Below are 18202 nucleotides of genomic sequence, written 5' to 3' on the forward strand. Positions count from 1 at the left end.
GTCCATGTTCTCGCCCGTCGATCGCTGGATGACGACGGGCGAGGGCGCGGCCGACTGCGCGGCGAAGGGTGATTGCTTCGTGCTCGAGCAGGACGGCGTGCCCGTGCTCGCCTGGTCGCTGAAGGTCGACGGCGATGAACTGTTCATCCAGGCGGCCGCCGGCCGCGCCGGTTTCGACCTGACCGAATTCGGGCTCGCGCTCGTCGAGCGCCAGGCGGACGGATTCCGTTCGATCGCCTTCCGCACGCGTCGGCGCGGCCTCATGAAAAAAGCCATCGACAACGGCTTCTACCCTGCCTGGCGCAAGGGCGACGTCGTGCTGATGCGAAAGGACCTGAAATGATTCTTCGCCCTCAACAGATCCACCTGGTGCGCCTCGGCCTGCCGTCGACGCCGTGCAACGGCGGCAGCTCGGACAGCGAAACGAAGACGAGCAACCAGAACGTCGACCAGCGGCTTGACGTCGGCGGCGGTGGCGTCGGCGCGACCGCTTCGAGCGGCGGCTCAGTGAACATCAACGTGACGCCGACCGATGCCGGATCGATCCAGCAATCGTTCGGCCTCGCGCACGATGCGCTGTCCGATGTGACTGCGATCGGTACATCGTCGGTGAGCGCGAGCACGCACACGGCCGAGCTCGCAATCACCGGTGCGCTCGACAGCGTCGCTGGCGCACAGGCGGCCTTCCAGCAAGCCACGCAGGCGGTTCAATCCGCCTATCAGGATTCGTCGCAGCAAGTTTCCGCCGCATACCAGGACGCGAAGACCGGCAATCAGCGCGTGATCGTGATCGGCGCGCTCGTCGTCGTCGGCCTGGTCGTGCTCGCGCCTGTGCTGCGGGAGGCCGCGTAATGCAGACCATCAAGCAACTGCTCAAGGCCGGCCCTGGTCAGCGTTTCGGAATCAGCGGGAAAGTGTTCTTCCTGCAGTCGGCAGACCAGGGAAACAACGTCACGGTGCGGTTCGATTCCGGCAACTCGGAGGTGTACGAGGTCGAGGGCGTCGGCCAGTCGTTCAAAGCGTCGCCCGTCAATGGCTTCACTGGCGTCACGTTGACCGTACCCGTCGATACCAACGTCGTCTTCATCATCACGGACGGCGACGTTGATCTGCAGTTCCTTCAGTCGACCGTCACGATCGGGAACGGTAACGGCAACCCTGTGCCGGTGTCGCTGCAGACGGCGGCGACCTTCACGGCATCAAATGTCGCGATCAACAATCCGCCGGCGAACCCGATTCCTACGCTCACGGTGCAAGCGTCGACGGTCACTGACTCCGCACCGGTCGCCGTGCCCGCGTTCAACGTCAGCGCGCCGAACCAGGTGCATATCCGAGCGGCCGGCGCATGTCGAGTGCTCCGGATCACCAATCCAGAAACGTCGAGCGGCATGCTGTTCGTGGGCGGCCCAGGCGTCACGCCCACGAATGCCGCGATTCGCCTGTCGCCAGGGGATATGGCGATCGAAACCGATGTGCCGCAGTTGGACTGGTATGCGACCAGCGATAGCGGCGCAACCGCGAATGTGCAGGTGATTGCATGACCAGCATCGTTCGGAGCAATCGCTATCGACTGCCTGGCGCAGGCACGGTGTCGCGCGCCTATCGGGACAAGTTCGCGGAGCGCATCAGCCTGGGAGATTTCGGGCTCCCGACAAGCGGCGACGTCACGGCCTCACTGATGGCGTTCAACGCCTATGGGCGAGCCAATCCGAACAAGCGGACGGAACTGTTATTGCCCGCCGGCACACTGTCTTTTACGCGGCCGGACTGGATGCAGGGCATTCGCTGGTTCAAGCTGATCGGTGCCAATACGGTGCTGTACAACAGCAGCACCAGCGGAAGCACGACGCAACAAATCCCGCTCGATATCAACCCCGGTTTCAACCTGGACGGAACGTCGCAAGGCGTCGGCGGCACCTTCGTGCCTGGCTACCCGATCGCGACGCTGCCGCGCTTCTCGCGCATTGCAACGCTGCTGACGCCGAGCGACAGCGCAAACTTTGCGATCGGATCGTGGGTGATGATCGAAGGCTATAACCAGGGTTCGTCGGGCTTCCCGGCGTCGATGCGTTACTTCGAATTCCTGCGCGTGAAGGCGGTCAACATCGCGACCGGCGCGATCACGTTCGATCGCGCGACCAAGTACAAATATCGGCAGGACTGGCTTGATATTCAAAGCAACGCGCCGCAGGCGGCGACCGGTGCTGCGCGGCTGGTGCCGCTGAACCGCGCCGGCTTCAACGTATGTGAGTACGCGGGGTTCGAAAACATCGTGTTCGGCCCGAGTGCAGGCGCGACCGATGGCGTCGTGAACTCGCTTGCCGGCTCGCTCTATACATCGGGATGCCTTGAGGTCGAGATCAAAGCGTGCCGTATCAACGGCTACTTTTACCCGACCGAATCGGATACGGTGCGCGTCGTCGACTCTCACGTCGAATATTCGGAAGTCGACAAAAAGGTGTCGCACGTGCTGTTCGATAACTGCGAGATCGGCCAGATCGACAACGGGCCGGCGTGCCGCAAGCTGTCCCTGTTGAACGGCACCCGCGTGCGTCGGCCGATCACGACGCTTGGCCCGCGCAAGTTCGTCTCGCACGACTGCGAATTCCTGATCGGCGATGTCGACGCAAATCCGCGCGCTTCGCAATACATCAACATGGGGCTCTCGACTGCGGTCGAGACGATCGATATCGAGCGGCCAACGATCGACACGATCGACCCGTATGAAGTGCTCGGACAGCTGCCATCGCAGGCGGGCGCGAACAGCACGCAAATCGTGCTGCCAGCGTCGGCGTCGGCGACTGATGGAACCTACCTTGGCTACTCGGTGCGGATCGTTCGCGGCACCGGCGCGGGCCAATATCGGCAGATCTCCACGGCTGCCGGCAGCTATACCGGCGCGACCCGCACCGCTGTCGTCACGAACGCATGGTCGACTCAACCTGATGCGACCAGCATCGCGAAGGTCGAACGCGTGTTGCCGTTCCTCGCGGGAGGCAACCAGATTTCCGTAACGGTCGCGGCCGTCGACGCGAACGCGAACACCATCGAAGTTGCGCTGACCGCAAACGGGCTCAACGATCCGACAATCCGCGGGCTCGATACGGGATCTTTGTTGTCGAGCACGACGACGACGACGGTCATTCGCGTATCGGACATTTACTACAACCCCGCCACGGGGAACACGGTCATCGCGGGCGAGTGGTCGGCCGGCGGTGTGGTCGGATCGGCGACCGGTGTGCCGACCGTGGGCGAGGTGTTCGCCGCGAACATCGTGCGCCACGTGAGCCTGAAGCGGCCGCGTATTCGTGGCACCCAGCCGTACTACGACAACCGAAGCGCGAACAGCTACGGCGGGGCGCTCGATCTGGCCGGCCATATCTTGGCCGACGACGTATCGATCGAAACGAAATACCGGAAGGGAAACTGTCTGGAGATCCCATTCCTGTTCCTGCAGGACGTCGACGGACTGCTCGCGTACTGGACGCAGATCAAGGGGCGACCGACGCGCTGGGTGATCGATGTGGTTGGCGCCTATACCGGCACGCAGCCGACCGCGACGCTCACGCTGTCGCGACCGAGTGCGGAAACCACGCCGGTGAATCCGGCCCCGGCGTCGATCGTGATCAATCTGAAGGTGGCGGGTACGCGTGTGATCGACGTTGCGGGCGTGCACGGCGCGCAAAGCGGCGACACGCTCGGCACTGGCATTACGCCGTTGTCGTTCTGGGATCAGTTGGTGGCGACCGTCTCGGCGGCGCTTGGCGACGCACCGCCGATCGGTTCGATCTTTATCGAATTCGCACCATGAGCGCGGCACCTTTTCTCGTGCTCGTTGCTGGCGCGGCTGCGTTGCTGTACACGCAGTCGAGCAGCGCGAATGTCGCGCCGAGCGATTCGAGTAGTGCGACGGACCTGGGATTTTCTGACCTGCTCGATAGCGCATCCGGCGCCTGGAGCGACTTAAACGGAACGGTGAATACGATGCTTGGCACGGCTGACAACCCGAATTACAACGGCTACGACGCGAACCTGTCCGCGTTCCTGTACATGCTGCGCATGGCCGAGTCGAACAACCGCTACAACGTCATCAACGGCGGCCGCACGTTTAGCGACTACAGCCGACATCCGAATATCGGTGTGCCGATCCCGTGGCGCCCGGGGAAGGTCAGCACCGCGGCAGGCGCATATCAATTCATCTTCCGAACCTGGAACCAGGTCGCGGCGGAAGCTGGACTGCCCGATTTTTCGCCCCAAAGCCAGGATGCCGGCGCGGTGCAATACCTGTCGGACCTGGGCGCACTTCCGTATATCGAAGCCGGTGATCTGAATGGCGCGTATGCACAGATCAATGCGACCGGCGTCATCTTCGAGAGCTTGCCGAACGCACAGGGGCACAACCGGAGCCCGGCACAGCTGCAGGCGTGGTATCAGGCTGCGGGAGGTGCATTCGCATGAGCGACACCGCAAACAACGCAGCGCTCGGGCTCGGCGTCGCCGTGCTCGGCTTCGCGCTGTATCGGTATTTCCGAGGGCAGGGAGGCGCCGCGCCGACGTCTACGGTCACGAATGCACCGACGTCGCCGAACGGAGGTGCCACCTGGTCGCTGTTGAATTTCGGCGGCTCGACGAACGGTCCGTCTCCCCTGGCCGTCGACAACCCTTACGCGTCGACGGCATGGAATCCGGACGCGTTGAGCGGGGCCATGTCGCAGGACCTCGCGGCCGCGCTCGCGAAGGCGGGAGAGGCCGGCATCAATTCGTACGGGTTCACGCTGCCATGACTCTCAAAGCGAACGCAGCAGGGCTCGCGATCGGCGCTGGCGCGATTCTGATCGGCCTGGCCTACGCGAAGCGCGGCTCGATCGTCGCGTCGGCGGGGCAGGCCGTGAGCAACGTCGACGGCACGCTGACCGATGCCGTGCTGCAGATCCCAGGCGCGTCTGCGTTGACCGATCCGGTAACGGGGGACTTCAACCCGGTGGCGGCTGGCCAGGCGGCAGGCCAGGCGACGCGCGATTGGCTCGGACAGCAATGGACGGGTGTGCAGAACTGGTGGGATGACGTTACGGGCAACGCAGTCGACCTCGGCAAGGGGCCGGGGTGGTGAAACGATTTTTCAACGGAGGGAAAAAGGCCATGTCCTTATTCGATCGGCTCGGCGAACCGAGCACGCACGCCGGCATCGGCGTGATCGCAACCGCGGCGTCGACGGCCGCGATCCAGCTCGGCGCGAACCCGACCAAGGTCGGTGCGATCGCCGCGATCCTGCAGGCGCTTGTCGGCCTGTTCGCTGTCTTCGCGCCGGAAAGCGCGTCGACGCCGCCGGCCGGCCAGTAACGGAGGGCCTATGGACGCAGCTCAATGGCTGACCATCGGCGTGAGCATCGTGCAGATCCTGGTCGTGCCGGTGGGCTGCTTCCGCTACATCTTGGGGGTTGAGAAACGCCTTACGCGGATCGAAGCCAAACTCGGAATCGCAGACTGATCGGAGGATCTATGTCGAAGCACCATAAGCGCCGTACGCCGCCCCGCGACAGCAAGGGCCGCTTTCGCCGGAGGAAGTGATGAAAATTCACTGGGGGTCGTTCGCTATCGGAGCGGTCGTCGCGCTGGCATTCTCGGCGTGGAATGTCGCAGGGAACCTGCAGGCTGGAACGATTAGCCTGAACTGAAAAAGCCCCGGGAAAACCGGGGCTTTTTGATTCAAGACACTGAAGTCCAATCCTGTAATGGGCATCCTCGCGCGTACGGAATTACTGCTGTGTCCTTGATCACAACAGCGCGCATTTCGGCGGAATCTCCGGAACCGCGTGCCATCAAGGCGACAGCCATCACATACTGTCGGCCGGTAATACCGATGTAGCGAATCACCAAAATATCCGACTGGTCAGCGCCATATTGCGGAGCTTCCTGAAGACTTAGCCGGGTGTCCTGCAGTCCTTGCATCCGCGCCGTCTTGTGGTAGCAGGTCAGCACCGCATGCGCGACGTCGCCGATCGCGCCACGTATTTCATTCGGGCTAACGGCGCCAGGTGCGACCGCCCGATTGACTGCGGCATTGACTACCTGTGGATCTTTGGTGACAAATTGATAAACGAGCATGAGAGCGGAAAGCATCGGATTGGTCTCCTAGGGTGATCGCGGGCAATTATCACCGGCTACAACGAAAAAACCCGACATAAGCCGGGTCTCGTCGGTCAGGCAATACGGCGCGGCTCGGGCGCGTCCGGGATCAGCTCCAGCTGCACCAGGGCCGGATACTGGATGATCGGATCGTTCGCGGCGCACGGCCGCGACGCAGCTAGCCGCGCGCAGGCCCGCGCGGAAACCTTCGCGTCCTGAGCCGCCCAAGTCATTTCGCGCATGCGCTGCCAGTGCTCGAATTGCCGTAGACGCAGCAGCTCGGGCACCCAGAACGGTAATCGCTCCCGTCCAGCCAACCAGTCGCGCACACAGCGCTCAGATCGCCGCAGCTCGCGCGCCAGCTGCGCGAGGGTGCGGCCGGCGGCGTAGTGTTGAAACTCAGCATGTTTCCCGTATCGCAGGTTTGGGTATCGCATCGTTTTTCTTGTCCAAAAAAATAGCCGGGAGGAATCCCGGCTACGGCATCGTGCGTTGGCAAAATTACGGTGGTTTTGGGGTCAGACTCAGAGTCCCGCGATTTAACTTCGATAATTCACGTTATGTAAAATAAACAAAACGGCGAGTCGACAGCCGCTCAGGCCGGAACCCCGTCGACAGCCATGCGAACCACCGTATCTTTGCGCCGACGATGCGCCACCGTCGGCCAGCCTACGCGCACGTCGATGAAGTACCCGTGACCAACCGACAAAAAGACTCGCCGGCTCCGCTCACTGACCCAACGCCCTGGTTCCTCCAATATCCGATCGCCACCATGACACTGTGCGTGCTTGGCCTAGCCGATATCGATCGTGCGACTTACGGTCTGCGCCGCCTCCGATTTCGGCACGGTCAACGTGAGTACGCCGTTGTCAAACTTCGCCAAGGTGTGGTCCGGGTCGGCGTTTTCCGGCATCGGGATCGTGCGCACGAAGCTTCCATGGGCGCGCTCCAGCCGGTAGCAGCCGTTTTCCTCGCTGCGCACATCCTGTTTTTTCTCCCCGCGCAGCACGATTGCCCCATCCTCGACGCTCACCTTCACATCTTCGCGCTCCAATCCGGGCAGTTCGGCGGTCACACGCAGCACCTTCCCTTCATCGACGACGTCGATGCGCGGCTGGAAGCGCGATGAACTGAAGTCGCCAAACCATCGTTCGAGCGCGCCACGACCTGCAAACGGGTCATGAAACAACTCCTCGACTGCACGCCACGGTTCGCGTGAAAACAGCCGCTGAATGTCAGGCCACGGAGCACGCCACGGTTCGCTTGTCGGCGGGTTTTCCGCGCCTTCCGCATCGGACTTGCGGGCAGCGCCGCGAAGAAACTTGAAGGGGTTCCACTTTTTCAAATCGGGATTCATAGCGTCCTCCGATTCAGCATCAATCTGCTTCAAGCTGACGGCCAGCCGATCAGCTCGCGAGCGTGTCCGGAGCTTCGACTGCCCCAGCCACGCTCGCGCTGCCGCTTCGGCTGCTGACCTGCCGGTGCCGACGCTTCAGCTGGTCTTGATTTCGATGCGCCGTGGGCGTGCCTCGTCGCGGCGCGGGATGGTCAGCTTCAACACCCCGTCCTGCAGGCTCGCCTCGATCTTTGACGCATCGAAGTCCGGTGACAGCGTGAAGGTTCGGGCGAAATGCGGCCGGCGGACCTCGGCATGTTGCAGCCGCAGATTTGCCGGCGTTGGCACCACCGCTTCGGCCTCGATCGAGAGGCTGCTGTCGTGCACTTTGACGTCCAGCTTGTCCTTGGTCACGCCGGGTAGATCTGCCCACAACGTGACGGCCTGGCTGTCCTCGTAGATGTCGACGGCCGGGGTGAGCGTGATGCGGCGCGTGGCCTGTTCAGTGTCGCGACGCTGTACGGCGGACTGGTCGCGCTCAGCCAGTTGTGTCGTGTCGTTCATGATCGGCTCCTCCGATTACTGGACAGTGATGGCGCGTGGCTTGGACGACTCGCGCTTGCCGACACTGATCAACAGGCAGCCGTTTTCGTAGTGCGCCTGCACCTTGTCGGGATCAGCTGTGTCGGGCAGCTCGATCACGCGCCGGAACGCGCCGACGAAGCGCTCCTGTGCATAGGTACGCGTCTCGCCCCCGGTGTCGGGTTGTGGCGATTTGCGTTCGCCGCTGATAGTCAGCACGCCCTTGTCGATCGATACGTCGAGTTCGCTGGCGTTCACGCCAGGCGCGAACGCGACGATCTCGATCGACTCGTTGGTCGCACCGATGTTGATCTGAGGAAAGGCGCCGAGCCGGCCGGCGCGGATGCTGGACGGGAAACCGCCGAAGAGCTGCGCCATCTGCTGCTGCAGGCGGTCGAACTCGCCGAAGAGATCGGTTCCGAAGTAAAGATCGCTCACGATCGTATCCTCCTTGAGTACAGCCGGGAGGCGAACGGGCCTACGCGCTCCAGTTCGCCTGCCGGACCGTTGGCAAACAAATCGAAACACGCAGCGCGCGGATTGATGCGGCCCGCGCGTCTGCCTGAGCGAAACTTAAGATAGGAACTCTGCGGAGAATTTCAAGGTGCGTCGGGAGGTTTTCGAGCCGCCCTTGTTCGTTTAAACCGCCATCACGGTCACCGACTTCGTGACGAGATACGGCTCCAGCGCTTCCGGCCCGCCTTCCGACCCGTAACCCGAATCCTTCACGCCGCCGAACGGCATTTCCGGCCACGGCGTCGCGGGCTGGTTGATCCACAGCATCCCGACTTCGAGGCGCTGCGTCAGCAGGTGCACGTTCGCGAACGAGCGCGTGAACGCATAGCCGGCCAGCCCGAACGGCAGGCGGTTCGCTTCGGCGATCGCATCCTCGAGCTTGTCGAAACCGCGGATCGCGGCGACCGGGCCGAACGGCTCGTTGTTGAACACGTCCGCTTCGAGCGGCACGTTCGAGATCACGGTCGGTGCGAAGAAGTTGCCTTCCGAGCCCACCCGTTCGCCGCCGGTCTCGATGCTCGCGCCAACCTTGCGCGCGTTGTCGACGACCGACGCCATCGCGGTCAGCCGGCGCGGATTCGCCAGGGCGCCGAGCGTCGTGCCCTCCTCGAGACCGTTACCGACCTTCAGCCCCTGCGCATGCTGGACCAGCGCACGCGTGAATTCTTCGCGGATGCTGTTGTGCACGAGGAAACGCGTCGGCGAAATGCACACCTGGCCCGCGTTGCGGAACTTCGCGCCACCGGCGGCCTTCACCGCCAGCGCGACGTCCGCGTCCTCGGCGACGATCACCGGCGCGTGGCCGCCCAGCTCCATCGTCGCGCGCTTCATGTGTTGACCGGCGAGCGCGGCAAGCTGCTTGCCGACCGGCGTCGAGCCCGTGAACGTCACCTTGCGGATCACCGGATGCGGAATCAGGTACGACGAAATTTCAGCCGGATCGCCGTACACGAGACCGATCACGCCGGCCGGCACGCCGGCGTCGACGAACGCGCGCAGCAGCGCGGCCGGCGATGCCGGAGTCTCTTCCGGCGCCTTCACGAGGAACGAACAGCCGGTTGCGAGCGCGGCGCTCAGCTTGCGCACCACCTGGTTGACCGGGAAATTCCACGGCGTGAACGCCGCGACCGGGCCGACCGGCTCCTTCACGACGGTCTGCTGCGCGCCGAGATTGCGCGGCGGCACGATCCGGCCGTACACGCGGCGGCCTTCGTCGGCGAACCATTCGATGATGTCGGCTGCCGACAGCACTTCGACGCGGGCTTCCGTCAGCGGCTTGCCCTGCTCCTGCGTCATCAGTTGCGCGATCGCATCGGCGCGCTCGCGTACCAGGGCGGCCGCCTTGCGCATCGTCGCCGCGCGCTCGTGTGCCGGCACCTTGCGCCATGTTTCGAAACCGCGCTGCGCGGCAGCCAGCGCACGATCGAGATCGGCGATGCCCGCGTGGGCCACCTTGCCGATCGCCCTGCCCGTCGCCGGGTTCACGACGTCGATCGTCTTGCCGCTCGCGGCGTCGACCCACTCGCCGTCGATCAACAGTTGCGTATCGGTATAAGTCACGTTAGCCATCCAGACACCCCTACTTTGCGTCGATAAAACGCGCGCTGCCGCGAACGGCCGCGCGCGGGTTGACAGAAAGAGCTGCGAAGCCGGGCGCGATTGCACCCGGCAAGGTTCGACGGCAGGCACACGGCACGCATGCCTGCCGTCATCCGCCACGTCCGGCCACGCTCAATGCGCGGCCGCCGTCGCCTTGCGGAGTTTCGCGACGTCCGCCGCCTGCACGGCCGGCGCGCCGTTGCTCCAGCCGGCGCGCATGAACGTCAGGACGTCGGCGATCTGCCGGTCGTTCAGCTGGTTCGCGAACGCCGGCATCGGGTACGCGGACGGCACGCCGCCGATCACGAGCGTATCGCTGCCGTTCAGCGTCACGTTGATCAGTGACGACGCGTCGGCCTCGAGCACGTTCGGATTGCCGGCAATCGGCGCGAGCAGCGGCGCGTAGCCGCGGCCGTCCGCCCCATGGCAATGCAGGCAGTAAGCGTTATACACCTTCGCGCCGGAATCGTTCGCCGGCCGGACCAGCGCGACCTGCGTCGCCTTCGGATCATAACGGTAAGGCGGCACGCCCGTGCCGCCTGCCGCCGGCAACGATTTCAGATACCGGGAAATCGCCGTCAGGTCGTCGTCGGTCAACGCTTGCGTGCTGTGATTGATCACGCTGACCATCGAGCCGAACGCCGTCGCATGCCGGTTTGCGCCGGTCTTCAGGAACTGCGCGACATCGGCGTCGGTCCAGCGGCCGAGCCCCGTATTGTGCTCGCCGGTCAGGTTCGACGCGAACCAGTTGTCGATCGCCGCGCCCGACAGGAACGCCGCGCCGCTTTCGTCGAGCGCCTTCTCCTGGAAGCCGACGCCGCGCGGCGTGTGGCACGACCCGCAATGGCCGAGCCCTTGCACGAGGTACGCGCCGCGGTTCCACATCGCGTCCCTGGCCGGCTTGTCGGCATATGGCGTGGTGTCGAGGAACACCATGTTCCACAGCGCGAGCGGCCAGCGCATGTTCAGCGGCCACGGGATGTCGGACGGGCGGTTGGCCTGCTTCACCGGTTCGACGCCGTGCATGAAGTACGCGTACAGCGCCTTCACGTCGTCGTCGCGCAGCTTCGCGTACGACGGATACGGCATCGCCGGATACAGACGATGGCCGTCCTTCGCGACGCCCGCGCGGACCGCGCTTGCGAACTCGGCCTCCGTATACCCGCCGATGCCCGTGTCCGGGTCGGGCGTGATGTTGGTCGTGTAGATCGCGCCCATCGGCGTGACCATCTTCAGGCCGCCGGCGAACGGCGTGCCGCGCGGCGCGGTGTGGCACGCCACGCAGTCGCCCGCTTTCGCGAGATACGCGCCGCGCGCGACGAGCGCATTGTCGGCCTCGGCCGGCGCCGTTTGCGCGGCCTGCGCGACCGTGCCGGCGGTCAACGCGGACAGCGCCAGCAGCGATGCGCCGAGCGCGTGCGCGGCGCCATTCAGGCAACTCCGACGGTTCAACGTGAGGTTTCTCATCGCTCTTCCCTCCCCTCAAGCCGTCTTCAACTGACTGCCGACCGGCAGCTTGCGCAGCCGCTTGCCGGTTGCCGCGAAGATCGCGTTCGACAATGCCGCCGCCGTGGCGGCGGTGCCCGGTTCGCCGATCCCGCCCGGCGCCTCGGCGCTTTTCACGAGATGGACCTCGATCGGCGGCGTCTCGTTGATGCGCATCATCCGGTAGTCGGTGAAGTTGCTCTGCACGACGCGACCGTCCTCGATCGTGATCTCGCCATACAGCGCGCCCGTGATCCCGAAGATGATGCCGCCCTGCACCTGCGCGTCGATCGTGCTCGGATTGACGACCATCCCGCAGTCGACCGCACACACCGCACGCTTCACCTGCACTTCCCCGTCGTCCACCGCGACGTCGATGACGATCGAGAAGAAGCTGCCGAACGCATGCATCACCGAGACGCCGCGCCCTTGCCCCTTCGGCAGCGGCGTGCCCCAGCCGGCCGCCTTCGTCGCGACGTCGAGCACATGGCGCGCACGCGGCGTCTTGTCGAGCAGCGCACGGCGATACTGGACCGGGTCGGTCTTGGCCTGTGCGGCGAGCTCGTCGATGAAGCTTTCGACGACGAAGGTGCTGCGCGTCGGCCCGACGCCGCGCCAGAACGCGGTCGGCACGTGGCGCGGCTCCTGCCGCACGTAGTCGACGAGCTGGTTCGGCAGGTCGTACGGCAGTTCGGACGCCACCTCGACCGCGTCGGGATCGACGCCGTCCTTGACTGCGGGCGGCGCGAAGCGCGCGAGGATCGATGAGCCGACGATCCGGTGCTGCCAGGCGACCGGCTTGCCGTTCGCGTCGAGCCCCGCCGAGATCCTGTCGTAGTAGCACGGCCGGTACATGTCGTGCTGAACGTCCTCCTCGCGCGTCCAGATCACCTTGACCGGCGCGTTGACCTGCTTGCCGACCTTCACGGCCTGGCCGATCATGTCCGTTTCGAGCCGGCGGCCGAAGCCACCGCCGAGCAGGTGGTTGTGCACGACGATCCGCTCCGGCGACAGGCCCGTGAGCCGCTGCACGGTATCGCGCGCCCGGGTCGGCACCTGCGTGCCGACCCAGATCTCGCAGCCGTCGCCGCGCACGTGCACCGTGCAGTTCACCGGCTCCATCGTCGCGTGCGCGAGCAACGGCTGTTCATAGACGGCGTCGACACGCGTCTTCGCGTTCGCGAATGCCTTGCCGACGTCGCCGTCCTTGCGTGCGACCGCACCCTTGCCGTTCGCCGCCGCCAGCGCGAGATCCGCGAAAAGATCCTTCGTCGACACCTTCGCGTCCGCGCCCTCGTTCCACTTCACGACGAGCGCCGATGCGCCGCGCTTCGCGGCCCACGTGTGATCGCCGACCACCGCGACCGCGTTGTCGACGCGTACGACCTGGCGCACGCCCGGGATCGTGCGCGCGGCCGTGTCGTCGACGCTCGCGACCGTGCCGCCGAACACCGGGCTGTTGACGATCACCGCGTACAGCATGCCCGGCAGGCGCACGTCCAGCCCGAACTGCGCGGTGCCGTCGACCTTCTCCGGCGAATCGAGCCGCTTCACCGGCTGGCCGATCAGCTTGAACTCGTCGGGCTTCTTCAGCGCGACGTCCTTCGGGACCGGCAGCTTCGCGGCGGCGTCCGCGAGTTGGCCGTACGATGCGCGCCGGCCGCTCGGCGAATGCCGCACTTCGCCGTTTTCGGCCCGGCACGCGGCTGGATCGACGTGCCACTGCTGCGCCGCCGCCGCAACCAGCAGCGTGCGCGCGGTCGCGCCTGCACGGCGCAGCGGTTCCCACGCGTAACGCACCGACGTCGAACCGCCCGTCAGCTGGCCGCCGAGCAGCGGGTCGAGGAACAGCTTCTCGTTCGGCGGCGCATGGTCCAGCGTCACGCTGGACAGCGGCACCTCGAGTTCCTCGGCGATCAGCATCGGCAGCGCGGTGTAGACGCCCTGGCCCATTTCGACCTTCGGCATCACCAGCGTGACCTTGCCGCTACGGTCGATCTGCACGAACGCGTTCGGCGCGAAAACGCCGGCGCGCGCGCTTTCGTCGGCATCGCCGCCGATCACCGAGCGCCGCGCGTCATCGCCGGCTGCCGGCATGCTGAAGCCGAGCAGCAAGCCGCCGCCCGCGGCCGCGCCGAGCGATACGCCGAACCTGAGGAACGAGCGGCGCGACAGGCCCGCGCCGGCCCGACCGGCTTCGATCAGTCCGCGTGACATGTCAGCCTCCGCAGCGCAGCTTCGACGACGCTGGCCAGCCCCTCGGGGCGGCGCGGACAAAGTGAACGTGACGGTCGTTTCATCTCACGCCCCCTTCGCGGCGTGCTTGACCGCCGCGCGAATCCGGTTGTACGTGCCGCAGCGGCAGATGTTGCCGGCCATCGCCGCGTCGATGTCGGCGTCGCTCGGGCTCGGGTTCGATGCGATCAGCGCGCTGGCCGCCATTACCTGCCCCGACTGGCAGTAGCCGCACTGGACGACGTCGAGCTCGCGCCAGGCCTCCTGCACTTTCTGGCCGGCCGGCGTCGCGCCGACGGCCTCGATCGTCGTGATCTTGCGGCCCGCGACGGCTGCGACCGGCAGCACGCACGAGCGCGCCGCGACGCCGTCGAGATGCACGGTGCACGCGCCGCATTGCGCGATTCCGCAGCCGAATTTCGTGCCGGTCAGGCCGACGACGTCGCGCAGGACCCATAGCAGCGGCATGTCGTCGGGGGCGTCGACCGTGCGGTTTTCGCCGTTGATGTTGAGGGTGACCATTCAGCCTCCGGGGCCGGTGTATTGGGGAAGCGGCGCGGCCGGCGCGCCGTGTGTTCATCGCCGCCGCGCGTTGCGCAGCGGCTGTCGCGCGGCCCGGATGGGGGCGAGCCGCGGCGGTGGTTCAGCGTCGGTTATTCGGCCGCGTCGATGTCCGACAGCACCTTGATGACCGGCGGCGCCGCGAACCAGTCGGCCGACTTGATGCGAAACGCGGTGAAGTACGGGCTGGCGAGGTGGGCGTCGAAGGCAGCCTGATCGTCGTAGATCTCGAACAGGTGCAGCGCCGGCGAGCCATCCTGTTCGCGGAACAGGTCGTAGCGGCGGTTGCCGGGTTCGGCGCGGGACTGCGCGACCATGCCGCGCAATTCGGCCTCGACGGCCTGCGCATGTTCGGGTTTCGGGAATACCGAGGCCATCACGTAAAGCGCCATGCTTTCACTCCTTTTCGAAACGGAAATGCTATGGAAATGCAGAAATGCCGCCGCCGGCTCGCGCCATCCGACGCGGGCCGGCAGCCGGCGGACGGTGCGCGTCAGACGAGTTCGTCCGGGCCCACGCGCACGACGACCTTGCCGAAATTCTTGCCGGCGAGCAAGCCGATCAGCGCATTCGGCGCATCGGCAAGATCGGGGATGACATCCTCGCGCGTCTTCACCTTGCCCTGCGCGACCCACTCGCTCATTTCCTTCAGGAACGGCGCATACCCGGTCGCATAGTGATCGAGGATGATGAAACCCTGCATGCGGATGCGCTTGCGCAGGATCGTGCCCATCAGCGCCGGCACGCGATCACGGCCGGTCGACACGGCGGTGTCGTCGTACGCCGCGTCGTTGTAATGCGCGATGATGCCGCACACCGGCACGCGCGCATGATCGTTGAGCAGCGGCCACACGGCGTCGAACACGGCGCCGCCGACGTTCTCGAAATACACGTCGATGCCGTTCGGGCACGCTTCCTTCAGCTTGGCGGCGAACTGCGGATCGCGGTGATCGACGCACGCGTCGAAGCCGAGCGTGTCCTTCACGTACGCGACCTTGTCGGCACCGCCGGCGACACCGACCACGCGGCAACCCTTCAGTTTTGCGATCTGGCCGACCACCGCGCCCACGGCTCCGCTCGCAGCGGCGACCACCACGGTTTCACCGGCCTTCGGTTCGCCGATCTTCAGCAGCCCGGTGTACGCAGTGAATCCGGGCATACCGAGCACGCCAAGCGCATACGACGGATGGGGGAAGTCGCGGCCGAGCGGAATCAGGTCGCTGCCGTCGGACAGCGAGTAGTCCTGCCAGCCGCCGCCCGCGACGACCAGATCGCCTTCGCGATACGCAGGCAGGTTCGATGCGACGACGCGGCTGACGGTGCCGCCGACCATCACGTCGCCGAGTTCGACCGGCGGCGCATACGACGGCGCATCGCTCATCCGGCCGCGCATGTACGGATCGAGCGACAGCCACACCGTGCGCAACAGCACCTGGCCTGCGCCGGGCGTCGGCACGTCGCCGGTTTCGGTGCGGAAATCGTTCGTGGTGGGTGCGCCGACCGGGCGCGCGTTGAGGATGATCCTGCGATTTGCTGTCTTGTTTTGCGGCATGGGAACCTCCGTCAAAGGAATGGACGTGCAATGGGCACGAGCGGATCCAACGTTGGACAACCGTGATGCAAATGCCTGCGGCGGTACCGGGGAAGCGGCCGGCGCAGCCGCAGGCATGCGGGTCAAGCAGTCAGACGTCGATCTGAGTAGACCAGTCGTCTAGTTATTCGTGTAAAAACAAGGCGCGCCAATGCGCGCCCGGGTTACGGCTGTGCTTCGTCATCCGCGACGGGCGGCAGATTCAGCATCCGTCGCGTTTCGCGCATCGCGCGTTCGAGTGGTTTGCGGTTGCGGTGAATCTTCTCCAGCAGCGTTGCGCCGAGCCACAGCTCGTAAAGGATCGCGGCCGTGTGTGCCGGATCGTCGACGCCGCTCAGCGAGCCGTCGGCCAGCCCGGCCTCGATGCCGCCCGCGAGGCGCTCGATGATCTGGCCGGTGCCGCGCCGCAGGACCGCGCGCATCGCTTCCGACAGATCCGACACTTCCGCGCCGAGCTTCACCGCGAGGCACTTGCCTTCCGGGTCGTCCGCGCACTGCGTGTGCAGCCAGTTGCCCCAGTACGTCATCAGGCGCTGCGCGCCCGTGCCGGCCTGGTGCTTGAGCAGGTTGTCGAGATGCTCCAGGTAGCCTTCGAAATACGCTTCGAGCAGCGCTTCGCCGAACGCCTCTTTCGAGCCGAAGTAATGGTAGAACGAGCCCTTCGGGATGCCCGCCGCGGCGAGAATCTCGTTCAGACCGACCGCCGAAAACCCCTTGTGGAGCATGATCGGCTTCGCGATATTCAGGATGTGCTGGCGGACTTCCGCGCCCGAAGATGCATTCATGATGGCGTATCCTAGCAACGATTAGACCGGTCGTCTAGTAACGTCGAGCCGGCGGATTGAGCGGCACTTTACCCGAATCGCGCGGCAGCGCGGACGCGTTCTCGTCGCACCGTGGCGCGCGCGTCACGCCGGTTTTGGCAGACGTTTTCTGGCGACCGGTTTCGCGACGCGCAGGCCACCGCCGGCCGGCCGGCCCGGGGCTCTGCGCGCGAGCCCGCGAGACGCGCGTTCGGCGCGCAGCGTGTCGAGTTCGGCGACATAGGTGGCATTGGCCGCGCGCACACCGTCGAGCTGACCTTCGAGCATGCCGCAGCGATGCTGCGTATCGGCCAGTTGCGCCTGCAGTGCCGCGAGATCCTTGCGGTGCTGCGTATCGCGCTGCTCTGCGCGCGCGGCGGTGGCATCGAGCTCCTTCTGCAGCCGGGAGGCCGCAAGCCGTTCGCGGTCGATCTCCTGGAGCGCCCGCTTTTCAGATGCGCGCAAGCGCTCTTCCGCTCGACCCGCGTCGTCGCGCAACCGGTCGAGTTGTGCCGTGAAATCGGCACGTGCTTGCGCCAGCGCGCGATCGGCGTCCGCGTTGTCGGCCTTCAGTCGCTCGATTTCCGACTGCAGTGCGCGGCGCGATGCTTCGTCGGCCGCCCTCGCCTGCTCGAGCTCCTGAATCCGCACCTGCGCCGCCAGCAACGCGGCCGTGCGCTGCTCCAGCGCCGTTTCGGTGCGGGACAGTTCGGCCTGCAATCCCGCGACCTCCACTTTCGCGGCGACGCGCTCGGCCTCGACTTCTGCACGCAGCGCATCGAGCGCCGCAGCGGCATCGGTGCTGGAGCGACTCCATAACGCGGCGACCAGCTCGCCCGCGGCGGCCTGCAAGTCGGCCGGCAAATCCGGATGCTCGATGCGAACCCGGCTCTTTTCCCGCAACTCCGCCCAAAACTCGCCGAGAACCGCCGTCGGCGTGCTCATGCTGCCCTTGCGCACGAGTTGATACAGGCGGTTCGCGGTGGGCGTGATCCCGAAGCGGAAGAACATCAATGCGCAGACCTCGCGGTACAGCTCGCGGGTTTTCGGGAAATCGGCCTTCAGGCGGTCGATTTCGGCGATCAGGCGGGATTCGTCGGCGGTGAGGTCGGACATGAGCGGTTGCGTTGAGAATTTTCATGAATAATATAACGTAAACCGTTAAATATCGAACTTCCTACGTTTAATAATTTGACATTATTTCTATAATGTTGAGATTTCCGATGTGACCGTCGTCGTTTCCGAATGTCGCTCGCCGCTTCGCTGTTGCTATTCGCATTGGCGTATTGCGCCTCCTGTCGCGCGTTGCGGAAAGACTGCGCCGGCTATTCCAAGGCATTCCTGAAGCACCACGCGCGCCCAGCCCGC

At 65.3% G+C, this 18202-nt stretch carries 22 protein-coding genes; 9 read left to right on the top strand and 13 right to left on the bottom strand.

What is annotated here, in order from left to right; translation table 11 throughout:
• The first annotated feature begins 79 nt into the window (after window positions 1-79).
• The 9 genes from O1Q03_RS01860 to O1Q03_RS01900 are packed head-to-tail and all read left to right on the top strand — an operon-like array spanning window position 80 to window position 5488.
• Window positions 80-343, top strand: a complete 264-nt coding sequence (locus O1Q03_RS01860; protein WP_269501347.1) for a hypothetical protein — start codon at window positions 80-82, stop codon at window positions 341-343.
• Window positions 340-852, top strand: coding sequence for a hypothetical protein (locus O1Q03_RS01865; protein WP_269501348.1), 513 nt, complete (start codon window positions 340-342; stop codon window positions 850-852). The genes O1Q03_RS01860 and O1Q03_RS01865 overlap by 4 nt, the downstream gene beginning before the upstream one ends.
• Window positions 852-1541: a hypothetical protein gene (locus O1Q03_RS01870; RefSeq protein ID WP_269501349.1), complete on the top strand. Its 690-nt coding sequence runs from the start codon at window positions 852-854 to the stop codon at window positions 1539-1541. The genes O1Q03_RS01865 and O1Q03_RS01870 overlap by 1 nt, the downstream gene beginning before the upstream one ends.
• A complete protein-coding gene (locus O1Q03_RS01875) occupies window positions 1538-3811 on the top strand; it encodes a hypothetical protein (protein ID WP_269501350.1) in 2274 nt (757 codons plus the stop codon). Before O1Q03_RS01870 ends, O1Q03_RS01875 begins: the two co-directional genes overlap by 4 nt.
• Window positions 3808-4458, top strand: a complete 651-nt coding sequence (locus O1Q03_RS01880; RefSeq protein WP_269501351.1) for a glycoside hydrolase family 24 protein — start codon at window positions 3808-3810, stop codon at window positions 4456-4458. The genes O1Q03_RS01875 and O1Q03_RS01880 overlap by 4 nt, the downstream gene beginning before the upstream one ends.
• Complete coding sequence (locus O1Q03_RS01885) at window positions 4455-4784, top strand: hypothetical protein (protein WP_269501352.1); 330 nt, start codon at window positions 4455-4457, stop codon at window positions 4782-4784. Before O1Q03_RS01880 ends, O1Q03_RS01885 begins: the two co-directional genes overlap by 4 nt.
• On the top strand, window positions 4781-5110 hold the full coding sequence (locus tag O1Q03_RS01890; protein ID WP_269501353.1) for a hypothetical protein: 330 nt from the start codon (window positions 4781-4783) through the stop codon (window positions 5108-5110). Before O1Q03_RS01885 ends, O1Q03_RS01890 begins: the two co-directional genes overlap by 4 nt.
• A 29-nt stretch (window positions 5111-5139) precedes the next feature.
• Complete coding sequence (locus O1Q03_RS01895; RefSeq protein ID WP_269501354.1) at window positions 5140-5340, top strand: hypothetical protein; 201 nt, start codon at window positions 5140-5142, stop codon at window positions 5338-5340.
• A 10-nt stretch (window positions 5341-5350) separates the two neighbouring features.
• Entirely contained in the window at window positions 5351-5488 is a 138-nt protein-coding gene (locus O1Q03_RS01900) for a hypothetical protein (protein WP_155623362.1), read from the top strand.
• A 218-nt stretch (window positions 5489-5706) separates the two neighbouring features.
• Here O1Q03_RS01900 and O1Q03_RS01905 read toward each other — a convergent pair whose 3' ends face one another.
• The 13 genes from O1Q03_RS01905 to O1Q03_RS01965 form a co-directional block, all read right to left on the bottom strand.
• Window positions 5707-6120: a hypothetical protein gene (locus tag O1Q03_RS01905; protein WP_269501359.1), complete on the bottom strand. Its 414-nt coding sequence runs from the start codon at window positions 6118-6120 to the stop codon at window positions 5707-5709.
• An 80-nt stretch (window positions 6121-6200) separates the two neighbouring features.
• The gene (locus tag O1Q03_RS01910) at window positions 6201-6563 is read right to left on the bottom strand and encodes a hypothetical protein (RefSeq protein ID WP_269501361.1); all 363 of its coding nucleotides are present in this window, start codon (window positions 6561-6563) and stop codon (window positions 6201-6203) included.
• 356 nt (window positions 6564-6919) lie between these two features.
• Complete coding sequence (locus O1Q03_RS01915; RefSeq protein WP_269501363.1) at window positions 6920-7483, bottom strand: Hsp20/alpha crystallin family protein; 564 nt, start codon at window positions 7481-7483, stop codon at window positions 6920-6922.
• Between the two features lie 135 nt (window positions 7484-7618).
• Window positions 7619-8026, bottom strand: coding sequence for an Hsp20/alpha crystallin family protein (locus tag O1Q03_RS01920; RefSeq protein WP_269501364.1), 408 nt, complete (start codon window positions 8024-8026; stop codon window positions 7619-7621).
• 15 nt (window positions 8027-8041) lie between these two features.
• Window positions 8042-8482, bottom strand: coding sequence for an Hsp20/alpha crystallin family protein (locus tag O1Q03_RS01925; protein WP_269501365.1), 441 nt, complete (start codon window positions 8480-8482; stop codon window positions 8042-8044).
• A 201-nt stretch (window positions 8483-8683) separates the two neighbouring features.
• A complete protein-coding gene (locus O1Q03_RS01930) occupies window positions 8684-10129 on the bottom strand; it encodes an NAD-dependent succinate-semialdehyde dehydrogenase (RefSeq protein ID WP_269501366.1) in 1446 nt (481 codons plus the stop codon).
• Between the two features lie 162 nt (window positions 10130-10291).
• Complete coding sequence (locus tag O1Q03_RS01935) at window positions 10292-11626, bottom strand: cytochrome c (protein ID WP_269501367.1); 1335 nt, start codon at window positions 11624-11626, stop codon at window positions 10292-10294.
• 15 nt (window positions 11627-11641) lie between these two features.
• Entirely contained in the window at window positions 11642-13861 is a 2220-nt protein-coding gene (locus O1Q03_RS01940; RefSeq protein ID WP_269501368.1) for a xanthine dehydrogenase family protein molybdopterin-binding subunit, read from the bottom strand.
• Between the two features lie 84 nt (window positions 13862-13945).
• Complete coding sequence (locus O1Q03_RS01945) at window positions 13946-14401, bottom strand: (2Fe-2S)-binding protein (protein ID WP_269501369.1); 456 nt, start codon at window positions 14399-14401, stop codon at window positions 13946-13948.
• A gap of 131 nt (window positions 14402-14532) precedes the next feature.
• Window positions 14533-14832: a putative quinol monooxygenase gene (locus tag O1Q03_RS01950; RefSeq protein ID WP_269501370.1), complete on the bottom strand. Its 300-nt coding sequence runs from the start codon at window positions 14830-14832 to the stop codon at window positions 14533-14535.
• Between the two features lie 101 nt (window positions 14833-14933).
• Window positions 14934-15992 (bottom strand): NADP-dependent oxidoreductase, encoded by a 1059-nt coding sequence (locus O1Q03_RS01955; protein ID WP_269501371.1) that lies wholly within the window; start codon window positions 15990-15992, stop codon window positions 14934-14936.
• A 203-nt stretch (window positions 15993-16195) separates the two neighbouring features.
• Window positions 16196-16816, bottom strand: a complete 621-nt coding sequence (locus O1Q03_RS01960; RefSeq protein WP_269501372.1) for a TetR/AcrR family transcriptional regulator — start codon at window positions 16814-16816, stop codon at window positions 16196-16198.
• A 123-nt stretch (window positions 16817-16939) separates the two neighbouring features.
• Complete coding sequence (locus O1Q03_RS01965; RefSeq protein WP_269501374.1) at window positions 16940-17950, bottom strand: DNA-binding protein; 1011 nt, start codon at window positions 17948-17950, stop codon at window positions 16940-16942.
• Window positions 17951-18202: the final 252 nt, after the last annotated feature.

Origin of the sequence: Burkholderia sp. IMCC1007 (assembly GCF_027257875.1) — a bacterium.
Taxonomy (GTDB): domain Bacteria; phylum Pseudomonadota; class Gammaproteobacteria; order Burkholderiales; family Burkholderiaceae; genus Burkholderia.